General features: G+C 46.1%; 18 protein-coding genes. 12 read left to right on the top strand and 6 right to left on the bottom strand.

What is annotated here, in order from left to right; genetic code table 11:
* Positions 1-126: 126 nt before the first annotated feature.
* Positions 127-1818 (bottom strand): chaperonin GroEL, encoded by a 1692-nt coding sequence (groL, locus tag AACV78_RS03730; RefSeq protein WP_194008740.1) that lies wholly within the window; start codon positions 1816-1818, stop codon positions 127-129.
* A gap of 679 nt (positions 1819-2497) precedes the next feature.
* Between groL and AACV78_RS03725 the strand changes: the two genes are divergently transcribed.
* The 6 genes from AACV78_RS03725 (at position 2498) to AACV78_RS03700 (ending at position 6949) form a co-directional block, all read left to right on the top strand.
* Positions 2498-4246, top strand: a complete 1749-nt coding sequence (locus tag AACV78_RS03725; protein ID WP_194008707.1) for an ABC transporter ATP-binding protein — start codon at positions 2498-2500, stop codon at positions 4244-4246.
* A gap of 646 nt (positions 4247-4892) precedes the next feature.
* Entirely contained in the window at positions 4893-5228 is a 336-nt protein-coding gene (locus AACV78_RS03720) for a hypothetical protein (protein WP_194008708.1), read from the top strand.
* Between the two features lie 504 nt (positions 5229-5732).
* Positions 5733-6152, top strand: a complete 420-nt coding sequence (locus AACV78_RS03715) for an MAPEG family protein (RefSeq protein WP_194008709.1) — start codon at positions 5733-5735, stop codon at positions 6150-6152.
* A 74-nt stretch (positions 6153-6226) separates the two neighbouring features.
* Entirely contained in the window at positions 6227-6409 is a 183-nt protein-coding gene (locus tag AACV78_RS03710) for a hypothetical protein (protein WP_194008710.1), read from the top strand.
* The gene (locus tag AACV78_RS03705; RefSeq protein ID WP_194008711.1) at positions 6378-6746 is read left to right on the top strand and encodes a hypothetical protein; all 369 of its coding nucleotides are present in this window, start codon (positions 6378-6380) and stop codon (positions 6744-6746) included. The genes AACV78_RS03710 and AACV78_RS03705 overlap by 32 nt, the downstream gene beginning before the upstream one ends.
* A 44-nt stretch (positions 6747-6790) precedes the next feature.
* Positions 6791-6949, top strand: coding sequence for a hypothetical protein (locus AACV78_RS03700; RefSeq protein WP_194008712.1), 159 nt, complete (start codon positions 6791-6793; stop codon positions 6947-6949).
* 138 nt (positions 6950-7087) lie between these two features.
* Here the strand turns inward: AACV78_RS03700 and murD are convergent, their stop codons facing one another.
* Complete coding sequence (murD, locus tag AACV78_RS03695) at positions 7088-8434, bottom strand: UDP-N-acetylmuramoyl-L-alanine--D-glutamate ligase (RefSeq protein WP_194008713.1); 1347 nt, start codon at positions 8432-8434, stop codon at positions 7088-7090.
* 191 nt (positions 8435-8625) lie between these two features.
* The gene (gene glyS / locus AACV78_RS03690) at positions 8626-10845 is read right to left on the bottom strand and encodes a glycine--tRNA ligase subunit beta (RefSeq protein WP_194008714.1); all 2220 of its coding nucleotides are present in this window, start codon (positions 10843-10845) and stop codon (positions 8626-8628) included.
* A gap of 428 nt (positions 10846-11273) precedes the next feature.
* On the opposite strand from glyS, the gene AACV78_RS03685 reads away from it, so the two are divergent.
* Entirely contained in the window at positions 11274-12401 is a 1128-nt protein-coding gene (locus AACV78_RS03685) for a HetZ-related protein 2 (protein WP_194008715.1), read from the top strand.
* A gap of 605 nt (positions 12402-13006) precedes the next feature.
* The gene (locus AACV78_RS03680; protein WP_194008716.1) at positions 13007-14098 is read left to right on the top strand and encodes a GspE/PulE/PilB domain-containing protein; all 1092 of its coding nucleotides are present in this window, start codon (positions 13007-13009) and stop codon (positions 14096-14098) included.
* 287 nt (positions 14099-14385) lie between these two features.
* Here the strand turns inward: AACV78_RS03680 and AACV78_RS03675 are convergent, their stop codons facing one another.
* From AACV78_RS03675 to trpB, 3 genes are all read right to left on the bottom strand, one after another.
* The gene (locus tag AACV78_RS03675; protein ID WP_194008717.1) at positions 14386-15024 is read right to left on the bottom strand and encodes a ribonuclease D; all 639 of its coding nucleotides are present in this window, start codon (positions 15022-15024) and stop codon (positions 14386-14388) included.
* 172 nt (positions 15025-15196) lie between these two features.
* Positions 15197-15706, bottom strand: coding sequence for a CAP domain-containing protein (locus tag AACV78_RS03670; RefSeq protein ID WP_194008718.1), 510 nt, complete (start codon positions 15704-15706; stop codon positions 15197-15199).
* A 64-nt stretch (positions 15707-15770) separates the two neighbouring features.
* A complete protein-coding gene (gene trpB / locus AACV78_RS03665; protein WP_194008719.1) occupies positions 15771-17012 on the bottom strand; it encodes a tryptophan synthase subunit beta in 1242 nt (413 codons plus the stop codon).
* 255 nt (positions 17013-17267) lie between these two features.
* On the opposite strand from trpB, the gene AACV78_RS03660 reads away from it, so the two are divergent.
* The 4 genes from AACV78_RS03660 to AACV78_RS03645 form a co-directional block, all read left to right on the top strand.
* Positions 17268-17636 carry a translation initiation factor gene (locus AACV78_RS03660; protein ID WP_194008720.1) on the top strand — a complete coding sequence of 123 codons (369 nt, stop codon included), beginning with the start codon at positions 17268-17270 and terminating at the stop codon, positions 17634-17636.
* A 471-nt stretch (positions 17637-18107) separates the two neighbouring features.
* Entirely contained in the window at positions 18108-18701 is a 594-nt protein-coding gene (recR, locus tag AACV78_RS03655; protein WP_194008721.1) for a recombination mediator RecR, read from the top strand.
* Positions 18702-18869: 168 nt separating this feature from the next.
* On the top strand, positions 18870-20999 hold the full coding sequence (locus tag AACV78_RS03650; protein ID WP_194008722.1) for a prolyl oligopeptidase family serine peptidase: 2130 nt from the start codon (positions 18870-18872) through the stop codon (positions 20997-20999).
* 942 nt (positions 21000-21941) lie between these two features.
* On the top strand, positions 21942-23945 hold a 2004-nt coding region (locus AACV78_RS03645), incomplete at its 3' end, for a DUF4347 domain-containing protein (protein WP_194074379.1).

The raw sequence follows: 23945 nt of genomic DNA, 5'->3' as shown, positions 1-23945 counted from the left end.
AGGCGCACCCTACAGACGCTACAGACGGCTTTTGTGTCTCAAAAGCCACCAATCAGCAGGTAGTTTTTAGCCGCAAACTCACGACTAATGACTAATGACTAATGACTGATGACTAATGACTGATGACTACATCATGCCCATGCCGCCCATGCCGCCCATGCCACCCATGCCGCCCATGCCGCCCATGCCGCCCATGCCGCCCATGCCGCCCATGTCGCCCATGTCGCCGCCGGCTTTTTTCTTCTCGGGTTTTTCGACAATCACGGCTTCGGTGGTCAACACCATGCCAGCAATGGAACCGGCATTCTGTAAAGCCGATCGCACAACCTTAGCCGGATCGATAATCCCGGCGGCAATCATATCTTCGTACACGTCGGTGAGAGCATTGTAGCCAATGTTCAACTCGCTCGCGCGCACTCGCTCGATCGCGATCGAACCTTCAACGCCCGCATTATCAGCGATTTGACGCAAAGGAGCTTCCAAAGCCTTCGCAACCAAGTCAGCGCCTACTTGTTCTTCAGCGTCTAAAGTGTTTTTGATTGCATCTATTTTGGTAATCAGGTGAATCAGCGTCGTGCCGCCTCCTGCGACGATGCCTTCTTCCACAGCAGCTTTAGTAGCGTTGAGAGCATCTTCAATGCGAAGTTTGCGGTCTTTGAGCTCGGTTTCGGTAGCTGCGCCTACTTTAATTACAGCGATACCGCCAGCTAGTTTGGCAATGCGTTCGCTCAATTTTTCTTGATCGTAATCGGAATCCGTCGCTGCTAGTTGCTTGCGAATTTGCTCGATCCGTGTTAGCACGTCAGCTTTGTGTTCATCGCCAGCGACAATGATCGTGTTTTCTTTGTCGATCGTAATTTTGCGGGCGGTACCGAGCATTTCTAGTGTTGCGGTATCAATGCTGAGTCCGACTTCTTCGGAAATCAGTTGACCGCCGGTCAGAACGGCGATATCTTGTAGCATAGCCTTGCGTCGATCGCCAAAACCAGGAGACTTGGTAGCTGCGACGTTCAACACGCCACGAGCTTTGTTGATGACCAAAGTTGCCAAAGCTTCGCCTTCAATATCTTCGGCGATAATTAGCAGGGGTTGACCGGTGCGGGCGACTTTTTCGAGAACCGGAATTAATTCTTGAATGGAGTTAATTTTTTTGTCGGTGATCAGGATGCGAGCATTTTCATACTCAACTTCCATGCGATCGCTATTGGTGACGAAATACGGCGAAAGATATCCGCGATCGTACTGCATCCCTTCGACAACTTCCAATTCTGTTAACAGAGATTTTGACTCTTCAACAGTAATTACGCCGTCTTTGGTGACTTTTTCCATTGCTTGCGCGATCATCGCGCCTACTTCTTCGTCGTTACCGGCGGAGACAGTGGCGACCTGAGCAATGGCCGCGCCTTCGACTGGTTTCGCCAATTTTTCGATTTCTTTGACCAAATGGGCGATCGTTTTGTCAATACCCCGGCGCAGGGCGACTGGATTTGCGCCTGCTGCGACGTTCTTCAAACCTTCGCGAATCAGAGATTGAGCGATCACCGTGGCGGTTGTAGTGCCATCGCCTGCGATATCTTTAGTTTTGGAGGCGACTTCTTGAATTAAGCGAGCGCCGGCATTTTCCAGGGGGTCTTCGAGTTCGATTTCCCTAGCAACGGTGATACCGTCGTTAACGATTTGAGGAGCACCGTATTTTTTTTCTAATAGGACGTTCCGGCCTTTGGGGCCCAAGGTGATGCGGACAGCATCGGCGAGTTGATTGACGCCGCGTTCTAGTGCCCGCCGAGATTTGTCGCTAAATGCAACTATTTTGGTCATGTTTGTCTCCTTTGGCTTACATAGCAAATTTAGCACTCTCTGAGTCTGAGTGCTAAGCCGATCGATTTTTGATTGTAGCGCACCCCAGCTTTCTAGGGGATGGGGAGGCGGATTGGGGATGGCGGGCGAGGAGTGCGGGTGGCTCAGGACACGGCGCTGTGGTGTCTCCACGGATATAATGTGGTTTGTGTCATTTCGCGCGATCGGCTTTTGTCTCAAGTCCAATCCCAATTTTGATAGCCAGCCATCCCAAAGCACAATGTTCATTCAAAAAATTCTTAACTTCCATCGGCGATCGTCTAGCTTAGGATAGAGCTTCCTTCTAGTTTCTTTTTACCTCGAGCGAAGCCTTTCATGCCTTCTTCCTAATCACGAATGACAACGGACAACGGACAACTGATAACGGACAACTGACAACTAAGAGGGCCCGCACGCACCATCCACCGCCCCTACCAACTGACAACTAAGAGGGCGGGCACGGGGCACCGCCCCTACCAACTGACAACTGACAACTAACAACTGACAACTAACAACTGACAACTGACAACGGACAACTAACAACGGACAACTAACAACGGACAACGGACAACTGACAACGGACAACGGACAACTGACAACTGACAACTGACAACTGACAACTGACAACTGACAACTAACAACTGACAACTGACTTAACATAATGGCTCGTTATTCTCGACTGCAAAAACTCGGCTCTTATATGCGCCCCCACTGGAAACCCACATTCTGGGGCATTTTTTCGCTATTAATTGTCAATGCTGTAGGCGTTTACATTCCCCTGCTGATTCGGAATGCCATTGACACTCTCCAAGTTGCCACTAAATTTGACCAAGTTTTCAACTACGTGCTCCTAATTCTGCTCCTCGCCTCAATTATGTGGGGAATTCGGATGGTGTCGCGGATTTTGCTGTTTGGCGTGGGCCGTCAAGTTGAATTTGACCTCAAACAGCAAATATTTAATCATTTATTAACATTAGAACCGTCTTATTTTGCTGCCAATACAGTAGGGGATTTAATTAACCGGGCCACTTCCGATTTAGACAACATTCGCCGCTTGGTGGGGTTTGCGGTGCTGAGTTTGGCGAATACGGCATTTGCCTATGCTTTGACTTTGCCGGTGATGCTGGGGATTGATGTACGGCTGACGCTGTTGGCGATCGCAGTTTATCCTTTAATGCTGGTTTTGGTACAGCTATTTAGCGACAAACTTCGCATCCAGCAATTAGCCGTACAAGAAGAACTATCGGCAATGAGCGATTTGATTCAAGAAGATATGAGCGGCATTTCCGTAATTAAAATCTACGCTCAAGAAGAAAACGAACGCCGCGCCTTTCGCAATTCTAACGCACAGTTGCTATCAGCAAACTTAGAATTAGCTAAAACCAGAAACTTTATTTTTCCGCTGCTGGGCGGTTTGGCCAGCATCAGTTTGTTGGTGCTGCTTTCTGCTGGTGGCGGGGCAATTGCTAAGGGCGAAATTAGCATTGGCGACTTTGTAGCATTGCTGATTTATGTCGAGCGTTTGGTGTTTCCGACAGCGCTGTTGGGTTTCACAATTACTGCTTACCAGCGCGGAGAAGTCAGTGTCGATCGCATCGAATCAATTCTGACTGTGGAAGCGCAAATTAAGGATGCTGCAGGTGCAGTTGAAATGCCAACTCCAGTAATCGGCGAAATTGCCGCCAGCAACTTAAATTATACTTATCCCGGTGCTCATACACCCGCGCTCAAGAATGTCAATTTTACCATAAAACCGGGGGAAACAGTCGCAGTTGTTGGGGCGATCGGCTCTGGAAAATCAACCTTAGCTAATGCACTGCCGCGCTTGCTAGATATCGATCCGGGTGAGTTATTTTTGGACGGGCACGATATTACTGAAGTGAAGTTGAACCAATTGCGCGGGGCGATCGCCTACGTGCCCCAAGAAAGCTTTTTGTTCGGCACTACCATCAAGAATAACATCCGCTACGGCAATCCCTTAGCAGAACAGCCAGAAGTTGAATCAGCAGCCAAACAAGCGCAAATTCACCCCGAAATCCTCAACTTTCCGCAGCAATATAAAACAGTTGTCGGCGAACGCGGCATTACCTTATCCGGCGGACAGCGGCAGCGGACAGCATTAGCCAGGGCTTTGTTAGTTGACGCTCCCGTGCTAATTTTGGACGACGCTCTTTCCAGCGTAGACAATCAAACAGCTACCGATATTCTGCATAACTTGGCAACAGGAACCGATCGCAAAACAGTGATTTTCATCTCCCATCAGATGTCCGCTGCTGCTACAGCCGATCGCATTTTCGTCATGGAAAAAGGAGAAATAGTCCAAAGCGGCACTCACGCAGAATTGGTAGGACAACCAGGGCTTTATCAGTATCTGTGGAACCAGCAAAAACTAGAAGAATTGCTGCATTGACTTGTACCCGTGTCCAGCAGGTTTGTACTAAATACTTTACCAATTCCAATCCTCTATAAAGTGTTTATACAAATTCTCCATAAAGCTGCACTAAAATATTAGAGACTCCAGCCAAAAGTGCCAGAATATGGGGAGAGCATCTCAATGAATGCAAAAAAACAATTTCTTTACAGTGTTTTCTCCCTCTCGCGAGTGTTGGATAGATAGCGAGTCCGGAAAGCACGCATTAAATCAAAAATGAGATGCTCCCAGCCAATGGGAGCATCTCATTTTTGTAAAAAGCATTTTTTTCTTATAGTGTGAGCGGGGACGCTCGCACTATTAAATGCAAAACACCAGATGCTCCCGATCAAATCGCTCCTATCGTTTCCGGTTGCATCGGAATAATGAGTTTAAAAATACATTTTTATAAATCATAAATTTAAACTATTCAAAAATTAGCTCATAAATTACAAAATTTGGGACATGAGTTAGCCATATCTGCGGCTGAAAATCCTCCGATCCATCTCAGATGGGTAAAATTTCTATTACTAACGGTGTAGTGATAGAGATGTGGAATATCAGTCTTAAGAGCTTTGTCATTGCTCCGTCATTAAGATAAGCTAAAAAGTATTTAAAATCAACAAACATTTGAGGATATTTGGCTATGGACGGTCAAGACCCCGCTGACATCAAGATGGGTAACGTAGATGAAGAAGAAAGTTCAGTTGTCGCACACGGCACGGCCATTTTAGGGATCGATCCTGAAGGAGGAGAGGCCGTACTCTTTAAGGATTTAGAAGTCACAAATTCTAAAGTAAAATTGAGTGCATACCTAGCGATAGATGGAAATTTAAATAAATCCATAGAACTAGGCGAACTCACAGGAACTATGGGTACCGTTAAAAGTGCCGTCCCCCTAGGAACAGATACCTCCCCTTACAATACCGTAGTTCTTCGCGACCAAAAGAGTAAAAAGAAAGTCGCAGTCATTGAATTGTAGACCCACAAGCGAGTAGGGATGGGATAATATCTCTACTCACCTATTAACAATTCAAGCTTTATTAACCTTTGCTTACTGTTGCTATACAAATAGGACTTCATTTAGAGTAATTTAATAAAAACTTGTTCTTAGCAGTTTTAACCATCCAAAACATCGTGTTCACAGGTAGCACTCACTTATTGGCAAAATTGTATAAACTAACTTCTTTACACTAACGAATCTATGCCTAGTTAATCGATAAACTTTGGGAATATAAGGCACACCTTTACGGAGAATCGAACGAAACATTGTTGAGCAAAATAATCTCCTTGAATTCGCAATAAAGACTTAAGCGCAGCCAGCAAGTTGTGAAGGATGTCCCCGAATCCGAAATTAGTTGCGACGGCACGAATAGCCAGCAGTTGCATCAAATTCGCTGCCTTGAATTACTCGATGGCGATGAATGGCGCGATCGACAATAATTGATTTATAATCAAGATATCTACCCCAGCACCATACCCAATCATGCTCGCAGAAGCAAACGCCACACTCTGGCCCAGTCTAATTACTATCTCAGCATTAATTCTCTACTTCATTCTTACCCTCAACGTCGGCAGAGCCAGATTCAAGTACAAAGTTTCTCCTCCGCAGATGACAGGAAACCCAGACTTTGAGCGAGTAGTGCGAGTTCATCAAAACACCTTAGAGCAACTGATTTTATTTTTGCCCTCGCTGTGGATATTCTCGCAATTTATCAGCCCTATTTGGGCCGCCGGTATCGGTGCAGTTTGGATAATTGGACGCATTTTGTTTGCTTGGGGTTACTATCAAGCAGCGGAAAAACGAGCCGCCGGATTTGGCATTAGTACCTTAGCTACTTTAACTTTACTGGGCGGTTCCTTAATTGGCATCATCATGTCGCTGCTCAAAGTTTCACAGTCATAACTAATATTAGTAGGGTGCACCAAAAGCACCTTACCCCGTAAATCTAATTCTTTCAATCACCTTCAAGAGTTAATATGTCGGAAACCAACAAACCCGTATTTCAAATTAGTCAGCAACTTTTTCAACAGCTTACCGAGTGGCAAGAAAAAATCGCACTAGAAGATGAATTAGCAACCGAGTCAGAAGACGATAAACAAATTGAGGTAAAAAGTCCTCCCGACAGTTATGAACAGAATTCTCAAACAAATAATTCCTAGTTTTTGGGTGGCGGCATCTTTGGCATTTCCGGCTGCTGCCTCGGCTCAATCGCTGACACAAAGCCAACTTCAGCAAGTCAATAGCGGTTTGTTTCGTTCTAATTCTCAAGATTTTTTTGAGCAAGGAAATCGCCAACTGGAAATAGAAATTGCTATTTTGTTGAAAAATAATCTCGCTTCCGAAAGCAAGATTTTGGAGATTGATGAAAAATTGCGCTCTCAGATTTGTAGGCAAGAAGTTAAAATATCTTCGTCACCTTCTGATACAATAAGTGCTGCTCAAATTGCCAGTTTTAAGGGACAACTGAAAGAGATTTGTAGGGAAATTAAAATCTAAATGAGGTAAAAATTAAAAGTTTCGTGTTAATGGATAAAGAAGCAATGACAAAATTGAAACTAGCAATGCTGGAAGCGGAAACGGTGGCTCAATTGACAGCAATAATTATTGATTATACTCATCAGGAAATGATGCAAGTTTTTGGTGAGCTAGAATGGAAAGATCGGGCTAAAATTAAGGATATTTGGAATACTGTTACTTAAAGTAGATTGGTCTAAATCAGAGGTTTTAATTTTTAACCGCAGATGTAAGCTGATAGACGCAGATGAACGCAGATTTAATTTTGTTAGTGTTCGCTGTGTATAATAATTTTAATTTGTACACAGCGAACAATGACATATCTAAACTAGGGATTCGAGACACAATTGACGGAAATGATCCCCCCGCTGCTCGAAGTTTTGGTATTGATCGAAACTGGCGCAAGCTGGCGAAAGCAGCACGACTTTAGCGTTGTTCTGTTTGCCTAATTCTGCGGCTCTGGGCACTGCTTTTTCCATTGTTTCGACGATTTCCCAAGCATTATAATTTGCTTGTTCTAGCCGATCGCTAAAAATACCTGCCGCATCCCCAATTAACAGCACTCCCACAGCTTTCGCCTTAATTGTATCGATCCATGCGCGATCGTCACCTTCTTTGGGATCGCCGCCCGCAATCAAAATCGCCGGCGCGCTGACAGAAGCCAACCCGACTTGCGCCGCATCGTAATTGGTAGCTTTGCTGTCGTTGATGAAATCTATGCCTTCCCAAGTGCGGATGTGTTCGAGACGGTGCGAAACTCCGGGGAATTTAGCGATCGCCCGGGCGATCGCACTTTTATCTATCCCCGCCAAATTAGCCGTCGCCACCGCCATCAACAAATTTTGCAAATTGTGCTCTCCCACCATCCGCAAAGACGAAGCAGGCAAAATTTTCTCGCTTTGAGCAATTACCCAACCGTCTGCGATGTACGCTCCAAAAGCGCGTTTTCCCAACAATTCTTTTTCACCTTTAACACTCGTCCAACACGCATCAGGCCAAATGTCAACTCCTTGCTGCCGCAAACAAGGATCGTCGCCGTTAATTACTTGCAATTCCGACTTTTTCAACAAGTGCGCTTTAATGTTGTAGTAATTTTCTAAAGTTTTGTGGCGGCTGAGGTGATCGGGTGTCAAAGTCGTTAAAACTCCGATTCGCGGCGCTACAGACGGCGAGGATTCTATCTGATAGCTGCTGATTTCTGCGATTACCCAATCCGGCGGTTTTTCAGCTAAAGCTAATTCGCACGCAGCATAGCCAATATTGCCGCAAGCCGGAGCGTGAAGCCCTGCTTCTGCAAAAATAGCAGCAATTAAAGCAGTAGTCGTAGTTTTGCCGTTAGTGCCACTAATTCCCACCCAAGGAGCTTTGAGATAGCGCCACGCCAGCGCCATTTCTCCGATTGTTTCAATGCCTAACTCTCTGGCGCGTACTAATCCTGGACTGTCCCAGGGAACGCCCGGACTTACTACTATTAATTCTATCGATTCGACTGGTTCAAAAGTTTTACCTAACTCAACTGCAATTCCTTCGCTGGCGAGTTCCTGTTGCTGTTCGAGCAAGTTTGGGGAAGATGAGCGATCGCTCAGCGTTACTTCCCATCCTTCGCGTTTTAGCAGTCGGGCGGCGGCATTCCCAGATTTTCCTAGTCCAATAATGTGAGCGATCGGCATAAGTTGTGTGTGTGTGATGGAGCGAATTTCCCTGGTTGTTTCCTTTGATGTCGGTTACGGTTTTTTTTGGATGATTTAACCGCAGAGGGCGCTCTTGGCGCAGAGGAGAGAGATGATAGAAATGAGTAATTCCGATACTAATTGATTTGATTTTACCTCACAACTTTTGGCGGCAATCTAATATCTTAAATCTAAAATCGATTGACGATCGCCCCAAAGTCAGCCAACACCCGCGCGTGATTCCGCAGCAAACCCAGCAAATTCAAGCGATTGCGCTTAATTTCCGGGTCGGAATCCATCACCAAAACGCTTTCTGGCCCGTCAAAAAAGTTGCTCACAGCCGGAGCAATTTCAGTCAAACTCTCTACTAATTGTTGGTAATTCCGAGTTTGTTTCGATAGCAGCGTTTGCGGCACCAACTGCACCACGGCATCATAAAAAGCTTGTTCGGACGACTTTTGAAACAACTCTGGTTTTACCGCATTTTTCGGTTCCAATTCAACTTTATCCAAATCTCCTTGAGCCGCTAAACGAGTTGAACGGTTGACTGTTTCGTAAATCCGATCCAAAGTCTTGTCATTGCGGATTTGTTGCAGAAACAGCGCTCTTTCCAGCGTGTCCAACAAATCTTTCAATGCCCGTTCGGTATATTCAGGGTCGTTTTCTCCCAAAACGGCATTCACCAAATCGTAATCTACATTCTTTTCTTCTTGCAGCAAAGTCCGAATTCTTTGCAGGAAAAATTCGTATAATTGTGAAAGTAATTCTGGGCTTGTTTCCGGGCGAATTACTGTAAATTCGGCAACAACTTCTGCGATTAACTGGTGCAAGTTTATTGGTAACTGAGCCGCCCAAATAATGTTAGCGATCGCATTGGCTGCGCGGCGCAAAGCAAAGGGATCGGAGGAACCTGTCGGTAACATTCCCAAACCGAAGATGCTGACTAATGTATCTAATTTGTCGGCTATTGCGACAATTTGACCTGTGAGAGTTTGCGGTAATTTGTCCCCCGCGCCTCTAGGCAAATAATGCTCGAAAATCGCTGTGGCTACGGCTTTTGCTTCGCCGCAGGCTAAGGCGTATTTCTGCCCCATGATTCCTTGCATTTCGGGCAGTTCGTAAACCATTTGGGTAACGAGGTCGGCTTTGCAAAGTAAGGCTGCTCTTTCTATGTAAGCTTTTTCTTCGGCAGTTATTTGCAGTTGGTTGGTGATGAGGCTGGCAATTTTGCACAGGCGATCGACCTTGGCGCGCACTGTCCCTAAATCTTCCTGAAAAGTGACTTTCTCCAACTTTGGCAAATAATCCTCTAGAGGCTTGGCCAAGTCTGTTTTGTAGAAAAACTCACCGTCGGCCAACCTCGCCCGCACGACTCGCTCGTTACCCGCAGCAATAATCGCCGATGCGGCCGGATCTCCGTTGGAAATTGTAATGAAGTAGGGCAGAAGTTCGGGAAAGTCGGGGCTTTTGAGGATTGGGAAATAGCGCTGGTTTGTAACAATAATTGTGGTGATTACTTCCGGCGGCAATATCAAAAATTCTTCGTCAAATTTCCCTACTACTGGGTTCGGCCATTCTACTAAGTCGGTGACTTCTTCTAACAAATCTTCGGTAATGTCGGCGTAACCGCCTTGTTTTGTGGCTGCGGCTTCTACTTGTGCTTTAATTTGATTTTTGCGCCCTTTTCGATCGACCTCCACGCAAGCAGCCCGCAGACACTCGACATAATCTTCGGCTTGCGGAATCGAGACCCCCCCCGTCCCCCCCTTGCCAAGGGGGGGTGTAGGAAGCGATGTCTCCCCCTTGCCAAGGGGGGGTGTAGGGGGGGTATGCAAGACGCGATGTCCTTGGGAAATTCGATCGCTCTTGACCGTATCCGAACCGCTGACCAAGGCGATCGGCAGTACAGTATCATCTAACAGCGCTACGATCGATCGAATCGGGCGCGGAAACTTCAAATCTCCGTCAGCCCACCGCATGAATCTTTTGCCTTCTAACTTATTAATCCACTGCGGCACAAGTTCTGTCAAAATATCCGCACTCAGCCGCCCCGGAATTTGTTTGAGCACAAACACAAAATCGCCTTTGTCCGTAGCCCGAACCGACAAAGCATCGATTTCTACGCCTTGTTTTTTGGCAAAACCTTCGGCTGCTTTCGTCGGTTTTCCGTCTTTAAAAGCGGAACTTGCGGGCGGCCCTTTTACCTCTTCTTCTCTGTCTGATTGCTTGATTGGCAATCCTTCGATCAGAACGGCCAAGCGCCTCGGAGTGGCGTATACATTAATTGATTCATTTGTCAATGATTGTTCTGCCAGAGTTGCAGGTATGAGCCGTTCCCACTGCAGGACGCTGCTGGCGACAAAAGATGCGGGCAGTTCTTCGGTACCGAGTTCTAATAAAAAGTTAGGCATATAGAAATTCTGAAGTTAGTGAGGTACGGATTGGTAATGGGTAATGGGTAAATCGGTCATCGGTAATTGGTAATTAGTAATTGGTAATGCGCGATCGGCTGGCTAGTAAGTAATTGGACAGAATTAATTACACACTGATTTTTTGCTGATTCTTTACTAGACAAGGCTTGTAGCCCAGAGTTTTGTGTAATTAATTGTGTCTTACTACTTACCTCAGTTGATTGAAAACCACTAATTAACAGAATTGGGTGTTTTTGTCAATAGGCAATTAATTTGCCGGTTCCACAATCTAAAAAACGCTGGAATTGATCTCGATAACGCATTGACAGAACTATTTTACCGAGGCGCAAGTCCTATTAAATCCAAAAAAGACTCAAAAAACCAGCATACCACTTAAAATCGGGGGTGAAAGATAATCTCAGCAGCCCATGACCTTGGCGGAAAGACTAGCACAAGATTGGAAGTCGCGACTAGAAAAAGATTGCCCAGACGAGAGTTCTAGCACTCGCGAGAGTGTTGTCCGCTGGCTGTTGGGAGACAAGCCAGAAAGATTTGACTCTCTGAATCCGACTCAACTCACCGTCGCCTGTGGGGCGATCGACTTTTTATATCGAATTTTACAGCAGCGCTATCTGGGAGTCGCGCCAGAAAAAGCTTACCGCAACTTGATCGGGCGGCTGGGCGGTTTGGTAGTGCTCAGGCAAAAAATCCAAGCGTGGGTTTCCCTGAGTCGCGACAGACAGCGGAGTGCGGTGGAGGTATTGCAAGAAGTGATTCAGGAAATGCTTAATTCCGATCGCTACCTGCAGCAGCAAGTCGCCTGGATTGCCGAATGCACAACAGACAAACGCCTGCGAAATGCTTTGCTGCTAGCGAGTACAGAAGAATACTGCTTGCGGCCGATCCGCAACCAGCCGCTGCTAGTTTACCGCTTCGTCAACTACCTGCGGCGTTCCCAGCGGGGCGGGTTGACGCAAGTCCCGGCGGGAGATTGGGTGCGGCTGGTGTCGGAACAAATTCTACCCGACGATACAGATGAACCGCTCAGCCTGCTAGACACACAGGCGATGTCCGATTACCAAGAAAATCAAGTTTGGGAAGAGCGACAAGCGGGGCGGCAGATTGTCCAGCAAGAATTTGAGAATTACTTGAGGGATCAAGTCGATCCGCTGGCTTGTCAGTGGCTGCGGCTTTACCTGCAAGGCCGTTCCCAAGAGGCAATTGCTGAGGCTTTGAACGTTCCCATCAAACAAATTTACCGCTTGCGAGAAAAAGTCAGTTATCACGCGATTCGGGTTTTTGCGGTCAAACAAGCACCGGAATTAGTCGCTAATTGGCTGGAAACTTCGCTCAAAGAACACAATTTGGGTTTGACTCCCGCTCAGTGGCAGCAATATTTACAAAATCTCACGCCGGTGCAACTGCAGTTGGTCGAATCGCTGAAGGCAGGAAAAAGTGTAGAGACGATCGCATCTGAATTAAAGCTGAAAACTAATCAAGTTATCGGCGAGTGGAGTAAACTCTATTTAGCCGCTCAAACCCTCCGCAACGACTAGATGAGTCATTAGTTGCGGGCAATTGCTAATTCTTAATTAACAGTAGGATTTTGCAGAAGGCGTGCTACTAATCAATGCCCCAATAGCTACAGAGTCCTGCGATTTTTCCCCTGGAAAATTCGCACATCGCCATTGGCGCGATCGCAATTTCGGTAAGATCGATCGGGATATCGCAGCCAGGGCGTCATGATATCTCGATAGTTAGCCTCGCCGCGAACTCTGTGGGGTAAAATATGAGCAGCGCGATCGACTTGTCAGGATTTTTTAACAAATCCTCAATTTAGCTGTTGCCCGCAAGTCATTCATTGTGGTGCAGGTGCAATACTTGCGGATTAATGAGATAGTTCTGTCGTTGTCAGCCGCTCGATCGATCCAGTGTTCGCCATCAGCACGCAAGTCATCATCAAATTGTCTATCTTTCGGTAGATATTGAAACGGCAACACAGCAGGGGGAAAATTCTGGGACTGAAGATTTTTTTTTAATAAAAGCTTCCGGTTTTCAGACGAATGTCTCCGTCAGGGAAGTTGCAGCGTTTAATTATATAAAATCAGGTTGTTGTGGTGCGATCGATTGATCGATCGCGCTTCCGACTACAGAGCAGCTAATGGTACATACATCTTCAACAGACTTGGCGGCTACAATGGACATGGACTCCGATCGAATATTTCAACTAATCGACACAGTTGTCCCCTTTGAAGCTTGCCTTTACTATCAAGTTTTGCCTATATCCCTAGAAGGCAATATATTGAAATTGGGCGTAGTCGATGGGCAAGATGACTCCGCCTTGGACTACGTGCAGCGGATTTTAGCTTACATGAATTGCTCAGTCACAACCGAGCAAATTTCCTCGGAAACTCAACGCTCGATGCTCTCAGCTTACTTGCTCCACGGGAACCAAGTCAAAGAACCCAGCCCCACACCAACCGCAGCAGCCCCAGCACCAAAAAATCCCGCACCAGCAAATTCCGCATCGGAAGCAAAAACCCCGACCTCTTTTTCCCAACCCTCCATTCCCGCTAGCCGGTTGAAAGCGACCACCGCAGCAATCAAACCAGCAAGCGCCGAAGTTTACCCGACACCTGCTGATGTGCCGGTTTTGGATGTCGAAGCCTCGTATTTGTCAAGCCCTGTCGAAGTTTTGGCAAATTTACCCGCGCCCCAACTGCTGGAAGAATTGCTCGGTAGAGTGCTGCTAGACGGTATCGGTCGCCTGTTTTTTGAGCGCCCCCAGTCGCAAGGCCGCATTCTTTGGAGTCAAGACGGCGTGTTGAAATCGGTTCTCGAAGGTATCGAACCCGTGCTGTTTGAAGAAGTCATCGATGAGTTGAAGCGGCTGACGGATATGCCTGTTTCCCCAGTCGAACAGCCCAAACAAGTGGAAGTGGAGCGTATATATAAAAACACTCATTTGCTGTTGCGCTTGCGCGTAATGACAGTGGGCGGCAAGGAAGAAGCGACGTTACAAGTTTTGCGGGGAGCAGCTTTGAGGTTTTATCAACAGCAGCAATTGTCTAGTTTGAGTCGGGACGCGCTGCAATTGGCCAAAGAATTGCAGCGGAAAGTGAATCAAATTCGCGATCGCACTCGGCTTTCTCCTTTGCCTTTAGACGGGCTACCCGCTTTGGAACAGGTGGTTAGAAATGTTGACGACCAACTTGAAGCTTTGATGCACGAACACAATCCCGATCAGCCCTAATTAGAAATACTGGTAAGTTTTGAACTTTCTTTAACTCGAATCTAGCCCGGTCAAATAAATAATAATTAGGTTGGTAGTTAGGACTTTAGTTCTTCTTCTGATTTGGATCATCTCATTTTCGCAAAAAGAATGTATTTTTTGCAGTGCGAGCGTCCCCGCTCGCCTGCTGTGTAAAGCACGCGAGTTTTCTGCAGCTACAAATGCAAAACACGCACCCTTTCAATTTGGATGAGGATGGACTAAAGTCCTCACTACAAACCTAGGTGACTGCAATTGTGCGATCGCGCCTAAGATTGCCCGTGCTCAAAAACATCCTTGTACTGCAACAAATCCAAAGTTACAAAAACCGACAAAACTTGAAAACATTGCTGTGCAATTTCCCAGCGTTCTTCTCGCTGCAACATAGCAGTCAACTTTTGTTTAGCGTTTAACAAATAGCGGACATCGTTCGCAGCGTAGTGCAGTTGCTCGTCTGAAAGATTCTCCGAATTTCCCCAGTCCGAACTTTGAGAAGTTTTGTTGAGTTCTACTTTTTCTAATTCTTTAATTAAGTCTTTAAGTCCGTGTCTGTTGGTGTAAGTTCTCGCTAGTTTGCTCGCTATTTTTGTGCAGAAAATAGGTGCAATCTCAATACTTAAATTGTAGCGCATTGTTGCCATATCGAAGCGGGCAAAGTGAAACACTTTCTCAATATTCGGGACTTCCATTAACTTTTTTAAATTTGGTGCCGCCGTCTGACCTTTAGCAATCCGCACCGCCGCCACTTTACCTTGCGGATCGCACAACTGCACCAAACACAAGCGATCGCGCCACGGTAGCAAACCCATTGTTTCGGTATCAACGGCGATCGCCTCCGCCGTCAAATAATAAGATAACAGAGCATCGGAAATATCACCATCGCACACTTGAAAATCGGGAAATTCCATTATTAGTAATTGTTGACTGTTGACTGTTGACTGTTGACTGTTGACTGTTGACTGTTGACTGTTGACTGTTGTTATTTGTTAGCAACAACTAATAACTAATAACTAATGACTAATGACTAATAACTAATGACTAATGACTAATGACTAATGACTTCTTCCTTCTTCCCTCACCTTATCTACTGCGGACAAAAATCTGAGTAAAATAATACTCGCCTTTGGCATTTTTGGCAATCCCAATACCCGTCAAATTAAACTGACCCTCCATATTTTTGCGGTGGCCCTCACTTTTGATCCAACCTTCAACAGCATTGCGTACCGGATCGTTGTAGCCCATGTTGTAAGCAACATTTTCAGCCACACTTTGATAGGGAATAGAAATTGCTTTCACCCGCCCCTCAAATCCGTCATGGCTAAACTTAACTTTCCCACTCGCCATATTTTGGCTGTGAATTCTTGCTTGCTGAGTAATTCGCGCATCGACACTCAGCGGCGGTAACTTTTTCGATGCTCGGTATAGATTTATCTGTTGGTTAACAGCTTTTTCTAAGTCAGGCAGCGAACTCGTCAAAGCAACATTAGTATTCATAGAATCTTGTGGGAGCGATCGCGCAGAAAGTGAATTAGCACAATTAGGCAAGATTGTCAACAATCCTAAAGAAATCAAAACCAAAGCTTTGGACATGAATTTGAATGACAAATAAAGTTAATTGTTACCGATTCCTACAGAGCGATCGCCCAAAATTCCGCTAAACCATATTCATAACTTTAGCAACAGTGTTCACATCTTTGTCGCCCCGCCCCGAACAGTTAAGTACAATGCGCGGACTCCCCGTTAACTGCGGGCACAGAGTCTCCAAATAGGCGATCGCGTGAGCAGTTTCCAAAGCCGGAATAATCCCCTCCAACTGCGAAAGACGCTGAAAAGCCGCCAGCGCATCTGCATCAGTGACACTGTAATATTCAGCCCGGCCAGCATCCTTCAAATAACTGTGTTCCGGCCCCACGCCCGGATAATCCAAACCAGCACTAATCGAATGCGGCTCAATCACTTGACCTTCATTATCTTGCAGCAAATAACTCATTGCGCCGTGCAGAACACCCACAGTTCCCTTAGTCAAAGTAGCAGCGTGTTTGTCCGTATCCACACCCTCGCCCGCCGCTTCAACACCGATCAATCTAACAGTTTCTTCCCCGACAAACTCGTGGAAAAGACCCATTGCATTAGAACCGCCACCGACGCAAGCTAATAAAATATCCGGCAAACCAGCCCACTTTTCCTGACACTGAGCGCGCGTTTCTTGACCGATTACCGCATGGAAATCGCGCACCATCATCGGGTAAGGATGCGGCCCCGCCACGGAACCCAAAATGTAATGAGTTGTCTCCACATTTGTCACCCAATCGCGAATCGCTTCGGAAGTCGCATCTTTCAGCGTTCCCGTACCCGCCGCCACCGGTCGCACTTCGGCCCCCATCAGCCGCATTCTAAACACATTTAAAGCCTGTCTTTCCATGTCCTGAACGCCCATGTAGACAACGCATTCCAAACCGAAACGAGCACAAACTGTAGCAGTAGCAACACCGTGTTGACCTGCACCAGTTTCAGCAATTACCCGCTGTTTCCCCATGCGTTTTGCTAACAATGCTTGAGCTAAAGCGTTATTAATTTTGTGAGCACCAGTGTGGTTTAAATCTTCCCGTTTGAGATAAATTTGCGGGCCAGTACCGTCTGCTTTAGCATAATGCTCTGTGAGGCGTTCGGCAAAATACAAAGGGCTGGGGCGGCCGACATAATCTTTGAGCAATCCTTGAAGTTGCTCTTGAAATTCCGGTTCGCTGCGGTATTTTTGAAAAGCCGCTTCTAACTCAAACAAAGCGGGCATTAGGGTTTCTGGGACGTATTTGCCGCCGAATTGGCCAAATCTGCCCAGGGAGTCGGGGCGTTGGGCCGCGGTTTCGGAAGTGAGACGCAGGGGGGTGACAGTCATTGGATTTTAGATTTTAAATTTGAGATTGTTCGATTCGCGGGTAAGCTAGAAGTCGGCGCACTCGATCGCGCGCCAGTCGATCGTACCAAATCCCTTGGAGACTTGAGCCGATCGAACAAATTTCATTATAATTCCTTCAACCCTGAACAGACTAATACAATAAATAGAAGATAGAGCGCATTCCGAGCGATCGCAACTTTACCGAACCCGTTAAAACTAGAAATACCAGTAAAAGAAGCTCAGGCATATTAACACATGGCAGCATCCAAACGCAAAGATTCAGACAACAAAACAACCGACGGCAAACGAATAGTTTACTCCGAATTTGGCAACACCGACAACTCAGCCGCCCTCCAACGCGGAACCCCAGAAGTTGCCCCAAATCAACAAAACCTCAAAGTAGAAGCATCCCGAAAAGGACGAGGCGGCAAAACAGTTACAGTCATCAGCGGATTTCAGGGAAAACCCGAAACATTAGCAGACTTAGCCAAGCAGCTAAAAGCCCAATGCGGCACCGGCGGCACAGTCAAAGACAACGAAATCGAAATTCAAGGCGAACACAAGCAAAAACTTGCCGAAATTCTCAAAAAAATGGGCTACAAAGCTAAAATCAGCGGTGGCTAATTTAACTTCAAAACAAATTTCGTAGTGTAGTAAGGACTTTAGTCCTATCCAATTTCGTAGTCAGGACTTTAGTCCTTTCAAATTTAGAAATAACCAAGAACTAGACCATCTCAGTTTTGCATTATAGTGCGATCGTCGCAGCTCGCGTATTTTACTCGCTCTTCGGGGACGCTCGCACTATAATAAAAAAATGCTTTTTGCAAAACTGAGATGCTCCCCCAAGAACGGACAGAAGTCCGTACTACGAAAAAACAACTTCTTCCATCTTCCATCTTCCATCTTCCTTCTTCCTTCCTTCAAACAAGAAGTAACCAAGAACGGACAGAAGTCCGTACCACGAACAAACAACTTCTTCCATCTTCCTTCTTCCATCTTCCTTCTTCCATCTTCCGACAGACTTACATCCGTTACATCCGTTACATCCCGTACATTGCTCGTTGCCGAACTTCCATCTTCCTTCTTACTTAATGTATGTATACTCGACCCTTAGCCCGTTTAATCGAACAATTGCAGCGCTTACCAGGAGTCGGGCCAAAAACAGCACAGCGACTCGCTTTGCATATTTTAAAACGACCCGAAGAAGACGTGCAAGCCCTAGCTCAATCTTTAATTGATGCAAAAAAACAAGTCGGTTTCTGTAAAGTATGTTTTCACTTGTCCGCTGAACCTGTTTGCGAAATTTGTCGCAACACAAACCGCGACAGTTCTACCATTTGTGTAGTGTCAGAATCCCGCGACGTAATCGCCCTAGAAAAAACCAGAGAATACATCGGTAAATATCACGTTGTCGGCGGCGTTATCTCGCCGATGGACGGAATTGGGCCGGAACAATTGAACATTCAACCCTTAGTACGCCGCGTCAGCCAGCAAAAGATTAGTGAAGTTATTATTGCAATTAGTCCCAGCGTGGAAGGCGAAACTACTACTCTTTATATCGGTCACTTATTAAAACCTTTTACCAGGGTGACGCGCATCGCTTTTGGCTTGCCGATGGGGGGAGATTTGGAATATGCAGATGAGGTAACTTTGGCTCGTGCTTTGGAAGGAAGGAGGGAATTGGATTAGTTTAAAACGGGCAATCGCTGAGTTGAAAAGTTAGAGAAACGAACCGCGAAGACGCAAAGGACACAAAGGAAGATGGGAGAGAAGGAAGTGCGATTGCTTTATGCAGGTTCGCAATCGCAAATTTGCAAAAAAGGTTAAACTAAACAAAGTTACTGAGAGTGAAAAAATATGACTCAATTCGATCGCCCTTTGATCTACCCCACAACCCACAAAACCGACGTATCTGACGACTATCACGGCGTCAAAGTATCAGACCCCTACAGATGGCTGGAAAATCCCGAATCAGAGGAAACCCAAGCCTGGGTAGAAGCCCAAAACGCAGTCACCTTCGGCTACCTCAGCCAAATCCCGGCGCGGGAAAAAATCAAACAGCGACTGACTCAACTTTGGGATTACGAGAAATACGGCATACCTTTCCAAGAAGGCGATCGCTATTTCTACTACAAAAATGACGGTCTACAAAATCAATCCGTACTTTATACTTTACCATCCCTAGACGGCGAACCTAAAGTATTAATTGACCCCAACACTCTCTCAGAAGACGGAACTATTGCTCTCGGCGGCATAGCTATCAGCGAAGACGGCAAACTAATGGCCTACGGTTTGTCAACTTCCGGCTCCGATTGGCAAGAATGGAAAGTTCGCGATGTGGAAACAGGCGAAGACTTATCAGACCATTTAAAGTGGATTAAATTCTCAGGAGCATCCTGGACTCATGACGGTAAAGGCTTTTTTTACAGCCGCTACGACGAACCAAACGAAAAAACTAAACACGAAGACGTTAACTATTACCAAAAACTGTTTTATCACAAGCTTGGCACTTCCCAATCTGAAGACATATTGATCTACGAACGACCGGATCAAAAAGAGTGGGGATTTGGCGCAGGTGTCACCGAAGACGGCCGCTACTTAATTATCTCGGTTTGGCTGGGAACTGAAACCAAGAACTTGATTTTTTACAAAGATTTAACAGCACCGGAATCAAGCGTTGTTGAACTAATTAGCGAATTTGAGGCAGAGTACAGTTTCATCGATAATGACGGCTCTCTTTTCTGGTTTCAAACAGATTTGAATGCACCGCTAGGCCGCGTAATTGCGATCGACATTAGCAACCCACCACCATCATCCCTCGCGGGCGATCGCACCCCCCCGTCGCCCCCCCTTGCTAAGGGGGGGATTCAGGGGGGGTTCGCAGAAATCATTCCCGAAGCAGCCGAAACCCTCGGAGGCATTGGCATCCTCAACAATCAATTTATCGCTTCCTACCTAAAAGATGCCTACACCCAGATTAAAATCTTCAACTTAGAAGGCTGTTTCGTGCGAGAAATCGCCTTACCAGGAATCGGTTCGGCGGGAGGATTTGGCGGCAAGCGGCACGACACGGAAACCTTTTATGCTTACACCAGTTTTACAGCGCCCAACACGATTTACCGCTACAACATGGTGACAGATGAAAGCACTATTTATCGAAAACCAAATGTCGATTTTGACCCCGAAGGTTACGAGACAAAACAAGTATTTTATCCGAGTAAAGACGGTACTCACGTACCCATGTTTATTACCCACAAAAAAGGCTTGCAATTAGATGGGAATAACCCGACATACCTATACGGTTACGGCGGTTTTGGCATCTCGCTGACTCCTAGTTTCTCGGTTAGCAGGGTTGTGTGGTTGGAGATGGGCGGAGTTTACGTCACAGCCTGTTTGCGGGGAGGCGGCGAGTACGGCGAATCCTGGCACCAAGCAGGTACAAAGTTGAAGAAGCAAAACGTGTTTGATGACTTTATCAGCGCTGCTGAATGGTTGATTGAAAACAAGTACACCAAACCGGCTAAATTGGCGATCGCAGGTGGCAGCAACGGCGGATTATTAGTGGGGGCTTGCATGACTCAGCGGCCGGAATTGTTCGGTGCAGCATTGCCGGCAGTTGGCGTTATGGATATGTTGCGCTTCCACAAGTTTACCATTGGTTGGGCTTGGATTTCTGAGTATGGTTCCCCGGAAAATCCCGAAGAATTTCCCACAATCCGCAGCTATTCTCCCCTACACAATCTCAAATCGGGCACAGCTTATCCGGCGACAATGATTACAACTGCCGATCGCGACGACAGAGTAGTTCCCGCCCACAGTTTCAAGTTTGCTTCGGCTTTGCAAGAAACCCAAGGGGGAGAAAAGCCGGTGTTAATTCGGATCGAAACCAAAGCGGGTCACGGCGGCGGCAAACCTACTGCTAAAGTCATTGAAGAATTAGCAGATGAATGGGCTTTTTTGGTGCGCGAGCTCGATATTAAGGTTTAACCAGCGCGGGATTGGGGGTGAATGTATCAGCGTTGTATCTGCCTTAAATCTGCGGTTGACGCATTTATCAAAGATTTATGCAATTACTCTACTCGTCTAATTTTTCCCTCCAATCCTGCGATGTTTCACCGCTGTTCGCAGCACAAACCAGCTTTTATAACATAGATATATAAAAAGTGTCAACCCCCCAATTAATGACTTTTATTAAAATTAATTTTTGTATGCTTTAGCGGTCATTTTGACATTTTTTTGAGATCGCTTTTTTCAGTTAGTTTAGCGGCAATGTCAAGCGGGCAACAGAAGTCAATCGAATCTCTAATTAAAAACTTTCCAATTCTCAAAAACAGATTTTTCAGTGGATTTACGGTACAGCCTAAGTCATAAGTAACACTTACCACCGTACTGAATACCGCCACGTTACCTAAATTACTGCCTTTTTTTAGCCATGCGTAAGTAATACAAAATCCGGCTTAAGAACCCCTCTTTATAAAACTTAGCGTTTGAAACCCATCTTGCATAAAGTGGCGTTATAGTCCAGAAAAGCTAAAAAATAAAAGGGGTATTCAAGCCGGATTTTGTATTGCGGGCGATCGCAATTTCAATTTTCTGGCACAGTCTACGCTCAAAAAAAACAAGACTTAACTGTAGCACTAAAATCATGAAAACCTTTGCATATCAAAGCTTTGTGCTGAGCAATCATTAGGCAGCAGCAGATGCGCCCCACCATTCCCCCTCCAATTTTGTCTAAAAATTTCAATTCAACAAAAAAACACGTAAGTATTAATTTTGAAGTTTAAGAAAACTTATTAAAAATTTATATTTTGTTGTTGATCGATTTTTTTTAAAGGGGTAGGTTAGAACGGATAAGTAAATCAACGAATAATGAAAATGATCTCTAAAACGTCGCATTTGTCAGCGGTAAAAATACTGAAATCTAAAAATATGGTCACTAAAAACAGCTTTTTTTTTGCAGGCGCGAGCTCTCAAGCAGAGTCTGAAGCCAAAAAATCTCTAGTGGTAGTTGACTCCAGAGTAGAAAATTACGAGCAATTGATCGGTGGGGTCAAAGCAGGAACGGAAGTATTTATACTCAGTGAAACCGGGGGGGCGATCAACCAAATCACCGAAATTTTGCGTCAGCGCCACAATATCAACAGCCTGCACGTAGTATCTCACGGCCGAGAAGCAGCAATCGCGATCGGCCCTGCAGAATTGAATCTTGACAACCTAGAAACCTACAGCAACCAATTGCAGCAGTGGAGAAAATCCCTCAGCAAATCCGCCAGCATTCTACTTTACGGCTGCAACATAGCCGCAGGCAAATCCGGCATTAAATTCATACAAAAAATTAGCGAATTCACCGGAGCAAATATTGCCGCTTCCAACAACTTAACTGGTAGTGCAGCACTAGGCGGCGACTGGGAATTAGAAATTACCACAGGACAAATCAACGCCGAACTAGCCTTTGAAAAAGAAGTCCTAGAAAACTACACATCAGTCCTGGCTACCTTAGCGGCTGAAGAATTTAAAAATTCAACAGTAATCGGGCCTTGGATATATGGAGTTGGCAACACCCTTACAACTGACCCACCAGGCTTAACCGCAGGTACCGCCAATCCCAGCGGCGTTATTCCCGCTTTAGGTGGCGATCCAGAGGGACAAGGTACTTTGAGATTAACATCAAACGTGAAGAAGCAAGCAGCTTTTGTCATCTACAACAACCCGATATCTGCGACTGAGGGTCTGAGAATTACCTTTGATTTCTTTTCTTATAACATAAGTGCGGACTCTAGTCAGAGAGCAGATGCGAGTAACCAGTTCTTCGGCCCACAAGTTGGTGCGGATGGCACAAGTTTTTTCCTCATTAACGGAACAGCTACGCCAACAAAAGCAGGAGGCTATGGCGGCTCTCTCGGCTATGCTCAGAATACTAATTCAAATTCACCCGGTATTGTAGGAGGTTATTTAGGTGTCGGATTAGATGAGTTTGGGTTTTTTTCCACTACTGCAGGGGGAAAAGTAGGTGGCGAGGTCAACCCCCCCGTCAACTACAAAGAGGATTCAGTAGCAGTTAGAGGCAGCGAAACCACCTCGTATAAATTTGTAAGTGGCGCTGTCGTTCCCGGTGGGATAGATAATAGAACAGATAACACAAATACAACCATTCGCAGTGAGGCTAAAAGAACCGTTCAAGTTACCTTATTTCCGACAAATTCAGCAACACCTAACCGTCTTACAGTTGCCTTAGACTTGAACAGAAACGGCACATTTGATGCGGGCGAAACACTGATCGACCTACCAGATTTGGTAAGCGTAAACGGAGCAGTGCCACCTACTTTTAAATTTGGCTTTGCTGCTTCGACAGGCGACAGTACAAACATTCACGAAGTTAACAATGTCATCATCCAAAGTATAAATCCGCCTACACTCCAAGCGGACGTTTCCATTGTTAAAAAAGGCCCGATCTATGCCACACCCAACAGCCCTATTACCTATACGATTACCTCCACAAATAACGGGCCCAACACCGCCGAAAGCGTCCTGATTCAAGATCCCCTGCCTGCCGGCTTAACTTTCGTCAGCGCCTCCGACGGCGGCACTTTCAATCCCACAACGAGGACTGTCATCTGGCCGGCGATTCCGACTCTGGCTAACGGTGCTAGCGAAATCCGCACCATCACCGCCACAGTTCCCGCCACAGTTCCCGCAACCTTAACTAACAGTGCCTATAGCACCTCCAGCACTTACGATCCAAATCTAGCTAACAACAATAGTTCCCAACCCATTTCTCAAGTCTCAACTACAATTGTTGGTGCTCTTGCCGACGTTGTTACCACCAAAACCGGGACTACTACCGAAACAGTGGGTAGGACAGTCAGTTACACAATTTCCACAGTCAACAACGGGCCAAGCACAGCCGAAAACGTCACCGTTACTGACAGCATT

This window comes from Tychonema sp. LEGE 07196, assembly GCF_963890365.1.
In the GTDB taxonomy this organism is placed as follows: domain Bacteria; phylum Cyanobacteriota; class Cyanobacteriia; order Cyanobacteriales; family Microcoleaceae; genus Microcoleus.
Note: the sequence above shows the minus strand (reverse complement) of the source record. Positions and strands in the feature narration are given on the sequence as shown.

What these genes read in the sequence shown, in the direction of transcription:
- groL (WP_194008740.1), bottom strand. Translation starts at nt 1,818, where the DNA reads ATGACCAAAATAGTTGCATTTAGCGACAAATCTCGGCGGGCACTAGAA.
- AACV78_RS03710 (WP_194008710.1), top strand. Translation starts at nt 6,227, where the DNA reads ATGTCGGAAACCAACAAACCCGTATTTCAAATTAGTCAGCAACTTTTT.
- glyS (WP_194008714.1), bottom strand. Translation starts at nt 10,845, where the DNA reads ATGCCTAACTTTTTATTAGAACTCGGTACCGAAGAACTGCCCGCATCT.
- AACV78_RS03685 (WP_194008715.1), top strand. Translation starts at nt 11,274, where the DNA reads ATGACCTTGGCGGAAAGACTAGCACAAGATTGGAAGTCGCGACTAGAA.
- AACV78_RS03675 (WP_194008717.1), bottom strand. Translation starts at nt 15,024, where the DNA reads ATGGAATTTCCCGATTTTCAAGTGTGCGATGGTGATATTTCCGATGCT.
- trpB (WP_194008719.1), bottom strand. Translation starts at nt 17,012, where the DNA reads ATGACTGTCACCCCCCTGCGTCTCACTTCCGAAACCGCGGCCCAACGC.
- AACV78_RS03715 (WP_194008709.1), top strand. Translation starts at nt 5,733, where the DNA reads ATGCTCGCAGAAGCAAACGCCACACTCTGGCCCAGTCTAATTACTATC.
- AACV78_RS03660 (WP_194008720.1), top strand. Translation starts at nt 17,268, where the DNA reads ATGGCAGCATCCAAACGCAAAGATTCAGACAACAAAACAACCGACGGC.
- AACV78_RS03650 (WP_194008722.1), top strand. Translation starts at nt 18,870, where the DNA reads ATGACTCAATTCGATCGCCCTTTGATCTACCCCACAACCCACAAAACC.
- AACV78_RS03700 (WP_194008712.1), top strand. Translation starts at nt 6,791, where the DNA reads ATGACAAAATTGAAACTAGCAATGCTGGAAGCGGAAACGGTGGCTCAA.
- AACV78_RS03680 (WP_194008716.1), top strand. Translation starts at nt 13,007, where the DNA reads ATGGTACATACATCTTCAACAGACTTGGCGGCTACAATGGACATGGAC.
- AACV78_RS03720 (WP_194008708.1), top strand. Translation starts at nt 4,893, where the DNA reads ATGGACGGTCAAGACCCCGCTGACATCAAGATGGGTAACGTAGATGAA.
- recR (WP_194008721.1), top strand. Translation starts at nt 18,108, where the DNA reads ATGTATACTCGACCCTTAGCCCGTTTAATCGAACAATTGCAGCGCTTA.
- AACV78_RS03725 (WP_194008707.1), top strand. Translation starts at nt 2,498, where the DNA reads ATGGCTCGTTATTCTCGACTGCAAAAACTCGGCTCTTATATGCGCCCC.
- AACV78_RS03705 (WP_194008711.1), top strand. Translation starts at nt 6,378, where the DNA reads ATGAACAGAATTCTCAAACAAATAATTCCTAGTTTTTGGGTGGCGGCA.
- murD (WP_194008713.1), bottom strand. Translation starts at nt 8,434, where the DNA reads ATGCCGATCGCTCACATTATTGGACTAGGAAAATCTGGGAATGCCGCC.
- AACV78_RS03670 (WP_194008718.1), bottom strand. Translation starts at nt 15,706, where the DNA reads ATGTCCAAAGCTTTGGTTTTGATTTCTTTAGGATTGTTGACAATCTTG.